General features: G+C 46.1%; 14 protein-coding genes. 4 read left to right on the top strand and 10 right to left on the bottom strand.

What is annotated here, in order from left to right; genetic code table 11:
* Positions 1-222 precede the first annotated feature (222 nt).
* The 4 genes from BTA30_RS16480 to BTA30_RS16465 form a co-directional block, all read right to left on the bottom strand.
* Positions 223-1119: an alpha/beta hydrolase gene (locus BTA30_RS16480; protein WP_076762405.1), complete on the bottom strand. Its 897-nt coding sequence runs from the start codon at positions 1117-1119 to the stop codon at positions 223-225.
* A 158-nt stretch (positions 1120-1277) separates the two neighbouring features.
* The gene (locus tag BTA30_RS16475) at positions 1278-1739 is read right to left on the bottom strand and encodes a DUF6884 domain-containing protein (RefSeq protein ID WP_076762404.1); all 462 of its coding nucleotides are present in this window, start codon (positions 1737-1739) and stop codon (positions 1278-1280) included.
* 51 nt (positions 1740-1790) lie between these two features.
* A complete protein-coding gene (rlmD, locus tag BTA30_RS16470) occupies positions 1791-3179 on the bottom strand; it encodes a 23S rRNA (uracil(1939)-C(5))-methyltransferase RlmD (protein WP_076762403.1) in 1389 nt (462 codons plus the stop codon).
* Between the two features lie 17 nt (positions 3180-3196).
* Complete coding sequence (locus tag BTA30_RS16465) at positions 3197-4060, bottom strand: DNA-3-methyladenine glycosylase family protein (RefSeq protein ID WP_076762465.1); 864 nt, start codon at positions 4058-4060, stop codon at positions 3197-3199.
* Between the two features lie 135 nt (positions 4061-4195).
* On the opposite strand from BTA30_RS16465, the gene corA reads away from it, so the two are divergent.
* Complete coding sequence (gene corA / locus BTA30_RS16460; protein WP_076762402.1) at positions 4196-5155, top strand: magnesium/cobalt transporter CorA; 960 nt, start codon at positions 4196-4198, stop codon at positions 5153-5155.
* Between the two features lie 57 nt (positions 5156-5212).
* Complete coding sequence (locus BTA30_RS16455) at positions 5213-5824, top strand: hypothetical protein (RefSeq protein ID WP_076762401.1); 612 nt, start codon at positions 5213-5215, stop codon at positions 5822-5824.
* 538 nt (positions 5825-6362) lie between these two features.
* Here BTA30_RS16455 and BTA30_RS16445 read toward each other — a convergent pair.
* The 3 genes from BTA30_RS16445 to BTA30_RS16435 all read right to left on the bottom strand — a co-directional run bounded on the left by BTA30_RS16445 (position 6363) and on the right by BTA30_RS16435 (position 8723).
* Entirely contained in the window at positions 6363-7466 is a 1104-nt protein-coding gene (locus BTA30_RS16445) for a glycerol dehydrogenase (RefSeq protein WP_076762399.1), read from the bottom strand.
* 173 nt (positions 7467-7639) lie between these two features.
* Positions 7640-8431, bottom strand: coding sequence for a delta-lactam-biosynthetic de-N-acetylase (gene pdaA / locus BTA30_RS16440; protein ID WP_076762464.1), 792 nt, complete (start codon positions 8429-8431; stop codon positions 7640-7642).
* 106 nt (positions 8432-8537) lie between these two features.
* Positions 8538-8723 (bottom strand): SE1561 family protein, encoded by a 186-nt coding sequence (locus tag BTA30_RS16435; RefSeq protein WP_076762398.1) that lies wholly within the window; start codon positions 8721-8723, stop codon positions 8538-8540.
* Between the two features lie 145 nt (positions 8724-8868).
* Here BTA30_RS16435 and yfkAB point away from each other — a divergent pair, with 145 nt between their 5' ends.
* Complete coding sequence (gene yfkAB / locus BTA30_RS16430) at positions 8869-9990, top strand: radical SAM/CxCxxxxC motif protein YfkAB (RefSeq protein WP_076762397.1); 1122 nt, start codon at positions 8869-8871, stop codon at positions 9988-9990.
* A gap of 36 nt (positions 9991-10026) precedes the next feature.
* On the opposite strand, the gene BTA30_RS16425 is transcribed toward yfkAB, so the two are convergent.
* The 3 genes from BTA30_RS16425 to BTA30_RS16415 form a co-directional block, all read right to left on the bottom strand.
* On the bottom strand, positions 10027-10818 hold the full coding sequence (locus BTA30_RS16425; protein ID WP_076762396.1) for a YfkD famly protein: 792 nt from the start codon (positions 10816-10818) through the stop codon (positions 10027-10029).
* Between the two features lie 66 nt (positions 10819-10884).
* Positions 10885-11940, bottom strand: a complete 1056-nt coding sequence (cax, locus tag BTA30_RS16420) for a calcium/proton exchanger (RefSeq protein WP_076762395.1) — start codon at positions 11938-11940, stop codon at positions 10885-10887.
* Positions 11941-12050: 110 nt separating this feature from the next.
* Entirely contained in the window at positions 12051-12431 is a 381-nt protein-coding gene (locus BTA30_RS16415) for an OsmC family protein (protein ID WP_076762394.1), read from the bottom strand.
* Between the two features lie 101 nt (positions 12432-12532).
* Here BTA30_RS16415 and BTA30_RS16410 point away from each other — a divergent pair, with 101 nt between their 5' ends.
* The gene (locus BTA30_RS16410; RefSeq protein ID WP_076762393.1) at positions 12533-13723 is read left to right on the top strand and encodes an MFS transporter; all 1191 of its coding nucleotides are present in this window, start codon (positions 12533-12535) and stop codon (positions 13721-13723) included.
* Positions 13724-13802: the final 79 nt, after the last annotated feature.

Below are 13802 nucleotides of genomic sequence, written 5' to 3'. Positions count from 1 at the left end.
ATATTTTTTCCATTCATTTATTAGTGCCGCCGATCATTTTTTTGTTACACAAATACATACAAAAAAAGAGACAACATGTAAAATTCATGCTGTCTCCCAGTTTCCAGGCGATCTACATCGTTTGTCCGGCGCGGCCCAACACCCATTGAAGCGGGTTCTCTATGCTGATGATTGCTCATCAGGGAGCGCAAATCCTTCTGCAAAGCAGGCAAAAAGACGTCATTAACTAAGATATCGGTTCAGATGGTCGATCATCATCTGCCATCCTTCTACGGCATCCGCCTTGTCGCTCAAGGTGAAACCGTGGCGTGAGCCCTTGAAGCATTTATAGGTGACATCAACACCCGCATCAATCAATTGATCCTTGAAATCCTCCGCTTCTTTACAGAGGGAATCCTGACCTGCTGTTAAAATGAGCGTGGGAGGAAATGCTTTCACCTGATCGGTTGAAGCATAAACAGGAGAGATGAATGGATTTTTACGTTCCTCTTTGTTGTTGCAATAACATGCGTCAAATATTCTGCACATCTTCGGATTCAAAGAACCCTTCGGCCGCGGCTTCAAATATGCGTCAGTATACAGATCAAGGGGCGGATAATCGAGGATGAGGCATTTGATTCCCAGCTCTTTCGCTTCGGCATCCCTCAAGCAAACGGCAGCGCTCAAATTTCCTCCCGCACTATGGCCGCCGACAGCGATATTCTCAGAATCTATACCAAGCTCCTCTGCATGTTCTTTTGCATACTTTACAACGGCATAGCATTCGTTCAAGGCTTTTGGAAATACTTCTTCAGGAGAGAGGCTGTAGTCAATGCTCAAGATCTTCACATTGGCGTTATCGGCCACATTCATCATATACGGATCATCCATGTCCGCACTTCCGAGAATGAAACCGCCGCCGTGAATATTCATAAACAGCGGAAGTTTTTCGAGTTTTTCCAGATTGTAAGAAAGCACCCGGATTTTGCCTTCCGCCGTTTCCAGAAAAAGCTCCTTGCCGGCCCTCTCGTTCCGATGACGCCCTGCTCTGGTTGAACGGGCGGCCAGCCATTGAAAAAGCTTCACTTTCTTTTGCAGCTGTTTTCTCGAATAAACCTTCTCCTTTGGCACACTTCTCATCAGTGCATCTCCTCCGTCTCCGCTTTAATCGTCTAATCGACGTTTTCCATGTGCATGGTGAAATCCATAAAATCTATGTCATATCTTTCGGTGTAATCCATAAAAATACTCCGCTGCCGCTCTCTGTCTCGCATACCAAAACAGGCAAAATGAAAGTTTCATTTTGCCTTAATCTCCCGGCCGTCATCGACAGCCTTTTTCAGCGCCTGAAGCATGTATCCGATTCCCCGGTATCCGGCCAGTGGATAGGTGATCTGCCGGCTATCGCCAAACACGCTTTTCAGGACAGGCCGGTATTTTTTTCCGCCGAGCATGACAATTTCGTCATATGCCAGCAGTTTTTTCTTTTCAGCCTGCGCTTTCAGCTCGTCATTCGGCATGATCTCCGGGTGGCGCATCCCAAATGTTACATCATAGTTTTCCGGAACGATATCTTCAGGCCGCAAAAAACCGTGTTTTGCTGAAAGGATTACCCAATCTGTAAAAAATGTTTGTGCATATGCGCGGCACGCCCGGTGAAACGGGCTCAGATAGACATCCTTTGCGGCGGACGGGCCGATGTCCGGATCGACATCCCAGATTTTCTTCGCGCCGCAGGGGATGATGCAAAGTCTTTTCATCGTATGTTCCTCCTTCCCGTTCCACTAAAAAACGCCTTCAAAAAAGGCGTTTTATTTCAACTTCAGCGATACGACCGATTCCACATGCGCCGTCTGCGGAAACATATCGACAGGCTGGATGTATTCGACATGATAATCTTTCGCCAAGTACTGCAAATCCTTCGCAAGTGTTGACGGGTTGCATGAGACGTACACGAACCGCTTCGGTTTGACTTTTTTAATCGTATCCAAGAAGGTGCGGTCACAGCCGGTTCTCGGCGGGTCGACGATGACGACGTCAGGACGGAAGCCTTCTTTCGTCCATTTCGGCAGCCAATGCTCAGCAGTTCCTGTGACATATTGGGCGTTTTCGAGTCCGTGCTTTTTCGCGTTTTTGTTGGCGTCATCGATCGATTCTTTAATGACGTCCATGCCGCGAATTTCTCCTGCCCCGTCGGCGATCCACATCCCGATCGTACCGACGCCGCAATAGGCGTCGACGACTTTTTCGCGCCCGGTCAGCTTGGCGGCTTTTTTGACTTCGTCATAGAGCTTGACGGTTTGAATCGGATTGAGCTGGAAAAAGGCGCGGGCGCTCAGCTCAAAAGAGACATCACCGAGAAATTCCTGTATGACCATGTTGCCGGCTAACAGCCTTGTATCCTCGCCGAAAATAACCGATGTTTTGGCTTTATTGACGTTTTGGATAACCGATGTCACTTCAGGGAGGCGTTTTTTGATTTCCTCTATGATCAGCTTCTTGCGGGGCAGATCTTCTTTAGCAGTAACAAGGACGACCTGCACTTCTCCCGTTTCAAAGCCGACTCTTGTCACGATCGTACGGACATCGCCGGTCCTTTTCCGTTCGTTATAAACCGAAATGCCGAAGTCTTCAAGAATCTGCTTGACGGTCTGCGTCGTTTTATTTGTCGCCGGATGCTGGACGATGCATTCCGTAATCGGGACGAGGCTGTGCGAATCAAGCCCATACAAGCCGGCAACCATTTTCCCGTTTTTCGTACCGAGCTGGAATTGGCTTTTATTCCGGTAGTGCCACGGATTTTCCATTCCGATCGTCGGTCTGATCTCCATCTTGCCGATGTCGAAGCGCGTATGGCGTTCAAGCGATTGAATGACGATGTCCCGCTTTTCTTTCAGCTGCTGGTCATACGCCAGGTGCTGAAGCTGGCAGCCTCCGCACTGTTCATAGATGATGCAGGGCGGTTTCACGCGGTGCTCTGAACGTTTGCGGACCTTCTTGACCCGCCCTTCAGAAAATTTCGGGTGAACCTTTGTCGCTTCGACGACGATCTCTTCACCTGGCAGAGCACCGGGGACGAAAACGACTTTTTTCTTAAAATAGCCGACGCCTTCGCCGTTGATGCCAAGGCGTTTGATCGTCAGCGGAAATTGCTGTCCGACTTTTAATTCTGCTGATGATCCTGTTCTTTCACGTTTCACTCATGTTCTCTCCATTTCTACTCAATGCTCCTCCACAAATACAAGGAAGCATAGCTTAAATAAGGGTGCCATTCTTTGCTCATTTCAAGCATTTCTTCTTTAGTCGGTTTATCTTTTAAACCAAAATGGCGTTTAATCGCATTTTGGATGCCGATATCGGCTATCGGAAAAAGGTTTGGGCGGCCGAGCCCAAAGAGCAGGACATTTTGCACCGTCCACGGGCCGATGCCTCTGATTTTCACCAGTTTGTCCATGATGTCTTCATCCGATAATAAATCAAGCTCATCAAGGTTTAAGCTTCCGCCTGTGATCATTCTTGACGTATCGATGACATATTCGGACTTGCGCATGCTGAACTGAAGCTCGCGCAGATCGCCGTAGTCCAGCTTCGCGATCGTTTCGGGAAGCGGATAAAACCAGACGCCGTCTTTTTGTTCGCCGAATGTGTGAACAAACCGTTCGGTCAGCGTATATGCGAACGACAGGTTCAGCTGCTGGTGGATGATGCATTTCATCATGCAATGGTACAAATGAAAATCAAGCACTAAAGGTGTCCCCGCGTGCTCTTCAAACAGCTTTGACAGGCTCGTTGCTGAAAAATGATCCAAAACAGGCTGCAGGTTTTCTTTCCACCTGAAAATCCGTTTTACTTCTTCCATCAGACCATCTCGATCTTCTGTTCCGCTGACGATAAATTCCGGTGCATCCGCCGTGCCTGCTGCCTGCACCGTGACAATACAAGGTTTTTTCTCTTTGTTGCGAAGCGGCAGCCTGACTTCCCGTTTTTCGAGGCTGACTGCATTGAGCGGATCGAGAGAAAGCCTCTCCAGGACACGGTCAAAATGATAAGGCGGTGATACGCTTACGGTTTCCTTCCACATGGCTTCCCATCCCTTTTCTTCTTTGTCCACAGTATACCATGTTTGCTTTTCACTTAAAAAAGAGAGAATTTTATTTTCAAACCGAATGATTCCCGGCGTTCGGCAGCATGCTATGATGAAGGTGGAGGGTTGCCAATGTTCAAACATATTGCGATTACAAAAGACGGACAGCTTTTATCCGACATCTCTGCAGAAAGACTGGCAGATCATGATATTGAATGGTATTGGACCGATTTTGATCAGCCTTCAGATGAAGAAGCTTCTTTGCTAAAAAGCCATTTTCACTTTCACCCTTTGTCGATTGAGGACTGCTTCCATCATTTGCAGCGTCCTAAGCTTGATCAATATGAACAATACCTTTTTTACGTGATACATGCTTTAAATCAAAAGACTTTGGCTTCTGAAGAAGTGGACTTATTCGTCGGAAAGGATTTTATCGTTACATTTCACCTTCATCGTTCGGCCGGCATTGAAAAAGTGAAAAAACACTTTTTCAATAACAGGGACTTGTGGAAAAAAGGACCGAACCATATCGCCTATATGGTCATGGATCAGCTTGTTGACGAATACTTTCCAATCCTTTATCAAATTGAAGACAGGCTCAATGAAATCGCTGAAAGCGACAGCCGAAAAACGTTCGGAACACTGATGAACGAAGTGTTTGACATCCGCGGCGATCTTCTCAAGCTCAGAAGAACGATCATCCCGATGCGGGATTTGCTCTATAGAATCTTAAATATTGAAAATCTAAAAGAGAACCGCGAAAGAAAAGCCTATTACAGCGATATTTATGACCATCTGCTGAAACTGACCGAAATTGTTGAAAACAACCGCGACATGACCGCTGATTTAAGAGACAGCTACCAGACGCTGAACTCCAATCGGATGAACGCCATCATAATGACGCTGACAATCGTGTCAACGATTTTCATTCCGCTGACTTTTATCGTCGGGGTCTATGGCATGAATTTTGACAACATGCCTGAACTGCATTGGCGTTACGGATATTTTTTCGTCCTTGGAATGATGGCTGCCGTGGTTGCCGGGATGATCTTCTGGTTCCGCCATAAAGGATGGTTTGACATTTTTAAGTAAATAAGGAAGCTTTTTAGGGCCCCCTTCGACTATTTCTATAGTTAAGGAGGGAAAAACATGGAGCTGCACAAAGGATCGGCTGGAATCAGCCTGATTATTTTCGGCTTATTGCTTGGCGCCAATACTCATCAGCAAGTGTCGGCTGGCGAAGCGATTTTTTGTTTTTTAGGCGGACCTGTCCGGAGCTCTGCCGGGCTTCATTATATTTCTGTGATGGGGCTCGTTCTCATGATCACCGGATTTGTGCTTGCCTCGCTCTATTACAGGAAGGTGGCATGGATTCGCTTAAAGCTCTTGCTGTTTATTATAGGGTTTACAGCGCTCTATCCGCTTGTCACAGAGGAATTGATGTTCTTTCTGAAATGGAACGCGCGCGGTGCGGATGCCCTGGAATATATCACAAGAGAAAGTTCATGCGGCTATTCGGACGACCAAGAAGAAGGAAAGATGGACTGCACGGTTAAGGTGAACAATTACGGAAAAAACGCCCAGCTCGTCTCTCTATCGCCTGAAATGATCCATGAGTTTGAATTTAAGGCGGAGACGTTAACAGCGCCTCCTCATTCACAAAGAACATATGAGATCACGTTCACGGCACCGGGAAACGAGAGTGTTTCAATGACAGGTTTCTTGGAGGAACCGGAGTTTGAGATTGAAGTTGTTCAATAGTTGCACTTTGCAGGTGTACTGCTGCAAAGGCTTAGTAAAAGAATGATGCCCTTAATCGGGAAAATTTGGATAATCAATGTCTAGTTAATCGATCACGTCGTTTTGCTTTTATGTAACCATCTGCAGAAGATTGAGAAAACAACCTCAAGAGCTGCGACCTTTTGAAAGAACTTAAAGAAGAGCAGAACTCCGATTGAAAGGATCAAAGAAGGATATCCATATATTTTCCCGGCTAAAAGTAACCGAAAGCAGGAATATAACATGAACGAATTTACACCTAAAGGCATTTTCCCAAAATCACAATTGGTTGGTTCAGCGTTTTTTTCTGTACAGGTCTTTTTTTTATACTTAAAAAGAAAACTTTCATTTTACTGCTTATTCACTCAGACTAGTATTTTTTACAAGAGGCAGCATTATCTTTTCATAACTGAAATGATTCAATAGAAAAGAAAGCAGGCCCGCACCTGCTTATTTTGCCTCTGCCTCACATGCCAATCAAGAAAAAAGCCGCTCCATCACGGAAACGGCTTTTTCTTGATTAATCGTGATAAGACTCGGCGATCGCATTGGCGGCGATGATCGCGTTGTAGACGTCGTCTGGTGTGACAGGGAATGGCATGTTGCCCATTGTGTCGCCTTCCGCACAAGCGGCTTCTGCGACTTGGCGCCATTCTGCTTCTACAAATTCGTCGACTCCCAAGTCTTGTAATGTTAATGGTAGACCGACACCTTTAATAAAGTTGATGACCGTTTCCAGTTCTTCTGCCGGTACGTTTTCAAGGACAAGCTGCGCCAGGAGGCCGAATGTTACTTTTTCGCCGTGCTGCGCTTTGTGCAGAGCAGGTACGGCTGTCATGCCGTTGTGGATGGCGTGCGCCGCGGCGAGGCCGCCTGATTCCGCACCGACACCGCTTAAATAGATCGTGGCTTCGATGGTGTCTTCGACAGCTCTTGTTGATACTTTGCGCTGAACGGCCTGCATCGCTTTTACGCCGTTTTCCAGCAGCGTATCATAGCAGAGGCGGGCCAGTCCCAAGCCTGTTGTTGAAGGTTTCATCAACACGAGGTTGTCTCCGTTTGAACGGTAGCATGCCCGCGCTTCAAAATATGTAGCCAAAGCGTCTCCGATTCCGGCGGCGAAAAAGCGTGCAGGTGCGCCTGATAATATCTCTGAATCTGCCAGCACGACATCAGGGTTCGTCGGCAAAAATAAATAACGGTCAAATGCTCCGTTTTGTTTATAAATAACGGCAAGCGCCGTACATGGGGCGTCTGTTGATGCGATTGTCGGGAAAATCACAACCGGCAGCTTTTCATAATAGGCCGTTGCTTTTGCGGTATCGAGCGTTTTTCCGCCCCCGATTCCAACGATGATGTTCGCGCCGGCTTCGCGTGCAAGCTCACGGTTTCGCTCGATTTCCTCTTGTGTGCATTCATAATTAAATTTTTTAAAAACGGCTTGATTGCCGGCTGTTTGAATTGAATCCCCGGCTTCTTTTTTCGCCCGGTCTAATATAAACTCGTCGCAAATGATATAAGCCTTATCGCCAAAATCTTGAATGTAGTCATTCAAATTCTTAAGCAATCGTTTTCCTGTAATAAATTTTTTGGGTGATGTAACTGATTTTACTGAATTTGTCATGGTAATTCCCCCTTCTATTCAATGATATACCTATTTCTTTTTTAAATCTAGTAATATATGTATATAAATTGGTTTTTTATTCTATGGAATTGACTGGAGTAAATGAAAGAGTCTGAAGCCTCAATTTTTGAACAAACGAAAAAAACCTCGGTAAACGACCGAAGTTTTTTCGTTTAAAGGGGCTTTAGCATCACATATTTTTCAAACATCAAATCATCAAGGCTTTTAAATGTATACCCTTCTTTTTTTAAATCGGTGATGGCTTGGTCAAGCGCTTCGGCATTGTCTCTTGATACAGTATGAAGCAGGTAGATGGCGCCGGGATGAGCCTGTTTCATCATATTGTCGTAAGCATATTTCCAGCCTTTTTGGGAGTTGATTTTCCAGTCGACAAACGCGACTGACCAAAAAACGGTTTGATAGCCGAGTTGTTTTGTCTCTTCAAGCACCCGCTCGCTGAATACGCCACGCGGCGGACGCAAATAGAGATTGTCCTTTTTGCCGGTGATTTTCAGCACTTCTTCTGTGACGGATTCCAGTTCTTCTTTAATGACGCGGCTTGTTTTCGTTGTTAAATCAGGATGGTGGAATGAGTGATTGCCGATGATGTGCCCTTCCTGGGCCATGCGTTTAATAAGTTCGGGTTGGTCTTTGACAAAATGGCCCGTCACAAAAAAAGCCGCTTTCACGTTTTGCTTTTTCAAGACATCGAGCACCTGAGGCGTATAGCCGTTTTCATAGCCGTTATCAAAGGTTAAGTAGATTGTTTTTTCTTTTGTGTTGCCTAAATAGAAGGCGTCATACTGCTTTAAAAGGCTGTTCAGCTCTTTTCCCGCATCAGCCGGCTCATGGTTTTTGCTTTTGGAGAAGCCCCAATGAACAGCCTTATTGGATATCGCTTCGGCATTTCCTGCAAAGGTCAGCATCAGCAGAAATCCGCAGCATATGGCACAGATTCGTTTCATCATTTTCGCTCCCAGTTTCATTTTTCCTTATTGTGCTAAACGGTTCTCTCTTTCATACCAAGCAACACTTGGAAAACAAAAAACCGCGGCGAAAAATGCAGCGGTTTTACTTCCAGTCTTTTTTAAAGCGTTCATATTTGTCTTCAAGATCGTCAAGCATACTGATCAGCCTGTCAATATCTTCAATGTCCGTTGATTCAGGGTCTAGAGAATCGATGACAGACATAAACATATCCAATCTGTTTTTTAAATAATTGACTTGCTGTTCTTTGTCATTTACTGCGTTACCCATGCTTCTCCTCCTTTTGTTCCTTATATGGTAGCCTATAAACCGGCTTTTTTCAATCATCCATCACTTGCGAAGCTTTAGGATGAGGTCTAAAATGAATAGTTGGGCTATATTAGTATGTCCTATCGATAAAGGAGTTAGATATGCCATGACAGAAAAAACGCAGGTCCGTCCGATTTCCCCTGATTTTGATCCGTGGGAAGCCTATATGGATGTTGACCAATATGGAGATATACAGCTGACAAACGTTGAATTTACGACGACAACGCTTTGCAATATGCGCTGTGAGCACTGCGCCGTCGGATATACGCTCCAGCCGAAGGACCCGGACGCGCTTCCCGTCAGCCTGCTTTTAAAACGGCTGGATGAGATTCCGCGGCTCCGTTCATTAAGCATCACCGGCGGAGAGCCGATGCTTTCATTAAAATCCGTAAAGGAATATGTCGTTCCTTTATTAAAATATGCCCATGAGCGCGGCGTCCGGACGCAGATCAATTCAAACCTGACGCTTGACATCAGCCGCTATGAGCTGATCATTCCTTACTTGGATGTGCTTCACATTTCCCACAACTGGGGAACTGTTGAAGATTTTGCCGAAATCGGCTTTGCCATGATGGAGAAAAAACCGACGTTTGCACAGCGGGCCCGCTATTTTGAGAAAATGATCGAAAACAGCCGGACGCTTGTTGATGAAGGGGTGATGGTTTCTGCTGAAACGATGCTCAATAAACGGACGCTTCCTCATATCGAACATATTCACCGTCAGATTGTCGATGAGATGAAATGCCAGCGCCATGAGGTACACCCGATGTATCCAAGCGATTTTGCAAGCGCCTTAGAAACTTTGAGCTTAAAGGACATGAGAAAAGCGATCCACCACCTTCTCGACATTCGCGATGAAAATACGTGGATGCTGTTCGGCACCCTGCCTTTCTATTCGTGCAGCTCTGAAGCCGAAGACCAGCTTCTTTTAAAAAGGCTGCGCGAAGCCAAAAATGTCACGGTCAGAAATGATCCCGACGGCCGTTCACGCCTGAATGTAAACATTTTTGACGGCAATATTATTGTGACGGATTTCGGGGACACTCCGCCGCTCGGCAATATTCAAACAGACAGCCTTCCGAGCGCATATGCCAAATGGAGAAAAACAGAGCTGGCCAGGGAGCTGAACTGTCATTGCCCGAATGTCAGATGCCTCGGCCCAAATGTACTGGTGAAAAACAACTATTATCAAGATATTGATTTTTCTTCCCGGAAAGCGAAAGTATGAAGAAAAAGCAAGCCTGTCCATAAGGCTTGCTTTTTCTTATTTCAGCTGATGGCTCAGCTGAAAACCGAATGTAAGGTGGTCCTGTACAGGAATCCATGCCCCGATTCCCTGTGAGGTGATATTTTTGACGACAAGCTTTCTTTTACTTCCTTTTAAAACGAGATACACCTCGCCATAGGTGACTTTTCCTTTTTCATTGACGGCCGGTGCGTAAGCGTTCAGATATCCGAGTTTTTTCGGCTGCACTTTATACACTTGATCCCGTTTTGTTCCGGCTCCGACCACCGTTTCAAAAGCGAGCGGCAGCTTTGTTTTTTCCATGGCTTTCAGCATCATCATGTTTTTTACATCTTCAGCTTTGGGCACTTTTGCCGTTAAGCCGCCTTTGATTTTGCTTGTCTGATCTTGCGAATAGGTGATTTCGGCAGGTGCTTTTCCGCCTCTGTTATCAAAGCGGTTTGTGTTGATTTTGCGATATTCCCAATTCGCGACGGTTTCATTTGATGTGTACCCAAGCGCCCATCTTCCCAAATAAATCGTCGCTCTGTATCCGATCGCCAGCGGTGTACTGGAGATGCTTGATTCATTCAGCATTTTAATCAGATGCGGATTCTCGATCGTGATATCGGATGTTTGCAGCAGCTCGTCCGCCAATTCGCTCGGCTGAAGCCTCGGCTGATCCTGAGAAGCGTTGGGGTATGTGTTTTCTTTGGAAATGTTTGTGACAGAGCTTGGAATTTTGATCGGTTTAGCTGCATCAGCTTCCTGTACAGCGAAAAAACTAAAGGATAAAAACGCAGTCAGCGTAAAATACAAAAGCTTTTTCATACTATCACTCTTTCTGTTCCTTTTTCCTTATTGTTTTCCGGATGAGACGCTCTTATCCCAATTTTTTTAAAGAAGAAAGAAACCGATTCCCATAATGATATAAGCGGCCAGCAATGTCGCGCCTTCAAACCAGTTGGTATCCCCGTCATTGGAAATCACGATCATTAAAAGAACGGCAGATGCCATCGCGACAAGTTCAGGCAGTGTAAAGACAAGCGGCATGGCTTGTTGAAAAAACAAAGAAATAATCACAAGCACCGGAGCGACAAACATCGCGATCTGCAAAGTTGATCCGATCGCAATTTCCACTGCCACATCCATCTTGTTCTTATAAGCCATAATCACGGCAGAAGCGTGTTCTGCAGCATTGCCGACGATCGCAACAATGATGACGCCGATAAACAGCTCAGTCCAGCCGAATTGTTCAGCGACCGTATCAAAAGTATGGACAAGGTTTTCGGAAATATAGGCGACGGCAAGCGTTGCTAAAAACAAAATCAATGTCGCGCGCTTTCCCGACCATTCCGGCTCCTCGTGGTCTTCTGCAGCCTCGTTTTTGTTCGTCTGGTAGACGCCGCGGTGGCTGACAAGCTTGAAATACAGCGCCGCCAAGTAAAGCACAATCATGATGATGCTGATGCCAACGCTCATCGACAGCTTCCGCGGCTCCGTCATTTCCGCTGAAAACACTTCAGGAATGACGAAGGCAACAATGATCGCAAACATGAGGAGCCCTGAGTTATGTCTGGCATCATACACATTAAATTCCTGCCGCTTGTATTTAAGACCGCCGATGAAAAACGACAGGCCGGCGACAAGCAGCAGATTGCCGAGTACAGAACCTGTCAGGGAAGCGAGGACGATGCCGATCAGCCCTTCCCTCAATGCGAAAATCGAAATAATCAGTTCCACGGCATTGCCGAATGTGGCATTTAACAGCCCGCCGATTCTGGGCCCTGCAATAATTGCAAGGCTCTCAGTGGCCCTTCCCATATAGCTGGCAAGTGCAATAATGGAAAGACAATAGATGATAAACAACAAGGTTGACGGCCAATGCATAAGGCTTCCTACAATTGAAAGGGGAACACCCACAGCCATGATCAGAAAGAAAATACGGCCCATTTTCCATTCCTCTTTTCTTTACTTTTTTCGTCGTAGGTTATTGTTGTACGAACCTTTCAAATTATATACAGGCATACTGATCTATTCCGCATTGGCGAAAGCTTGAAACATTACTGAATCTCAAATGTTTCCTTGATGTCGATGCTGTTTTCGACAGACCTGGCCATTGCGCAGTTTTTCAAGGCCATTCGCAGCGTTTTTTGTATTTGATCAGACTTCAGATGTTCCCCTTTTAAAATAAAATGAAGATGGATGCTTTTGATGCGGCCCGCTTCTTCAGGGATGCGTTCTTCTTTTGCCTGAATGATCATATCCTTCAGCTGTATCCGCTTCTTTTCCAATATGTTATGAAGAACGGTTCCGCTGCATGCTGCGATTGAAGCTATCATGAGCTGATAAGGCCTGAAACCCGCTTCTTCGCGGCTTGAAATATCGAGGCGGCCAAACGCCAGATCTGCATGGAAACCGTTTTGATTCCATTGTATATCCATGGTTCTCACCTCTTTTCATGGCAGTGAAAGAAAAACCATCTTGCCTAAAAACTTCCTAAAGTTTACGATCAAAGAAGGATGACGGATAAGGAGAATGGGCGATGTCAAGATTTCACTTTTTCATACTCGTGTTGATAGTCAGTATATCAGGTTTTTCACAAGGGATGCTTTTGCCGGTCATCTCTGTCATTTTTGAACAGGAAGGTCATTCCGCTGCATTGAACGGACTTCATGCGACAGGGCTTTATATCGGCGTGCTGATCGCTTCCCCGTTTATGGAAGCGCCGCTTCGAAAGCTTGGATTTAAACCGTTGATCATTATCGGGGGCGTAATGGTTGCCGCCAGTTTATTCAGCTTTGTTTTTATCAAGTCTTACCTCACTTGGTTCTTTTTGCGGCTTTTGATTGGCATTGGTGATCATATGCTCCACTTTTCAACCCAAACATGGGTAACGACATTATCGTCTGAACAAAACCGCGGGCGGAATATTTCATTATACGGGCTTTCTTTTGGTTTGGGATTTGCTGCCGGGCCTTTTTTAACGCCGCTTGTAGAGATTTCGCCATCACTGCCGTTTATCATCTCAGGCGCGTTCAGTCTGCTCGCTTGGATGTTTGTGTTTTGCCTCGGGAATGACTTTCCTGAAAAAAGCGCCGTCTCTGACACCCGTGCCGATAGTAGCCTGAAGCGTTTTTCCCATGCCTTTTTGCTCGGCTGGGTCGCTTTTTTGCCGACATTCGGCTACGGTTTTTTGGAGACCGCGCTGAACGGAAATTTCCCGGTCTACGCGCTCAGGTCCGGCATTTCTGTTGAAGGCGTATCAATCATTCTTCCCGCCTTTGCGATCGGCAGCATTGTCTTTCAGTACCCTCTCGGCATCATGAGCGATACCTTCGGGAGAAGAAACGTCCTGCTCGTCATTTTGGCAATCGGGGCCAGCTGTTTTTTTGCGGCCGGCTTATCTGAGTCCGTTCTCTTTTTAGCGATCTGTTTTTTTGTGGCGGGAATGGCTGTTGGCTCGACTTTTTCGCTCGGCATCAGCTTTATGGCCGACCTGCTTCCAAAGCACCTTCTTCCTGCCGGAAACTTGATGTGCGGCATTACCTTCAGCATCGGCAGCATTTTCGGACCTGTCGCAGGCGGCTGGTATATGCAAAGGTTTGAAAACGGGAATCTGTTTTATTTGATTACTTCTGTCATGGCTGTTATTTGGATCGGGGTGCTTTTTGGCAAGTCGAAGAACTTAAAAGGCATTGTCGAACAATCTAACGCGGAGTTTCACAGGACGTGATGACAGCGGGAAGCCCGTGCACTTAACCGCCGCTCCTTTCACCACACGCAAAAAGAGCCGCCTGCTTACAATGTGCAGA

The organism is Bacillus swezeyi (assembly GCF_001969815.1).
GTDB classification, from domain to species: Bacteria; Bacillota; Bacilli; order Bacillales; family Bacillaceae; genus Bacillus; species Bacillus swezeyi.
This window is presented reverse-complemented; position numbering and strand designations above follow the sequence as displayed.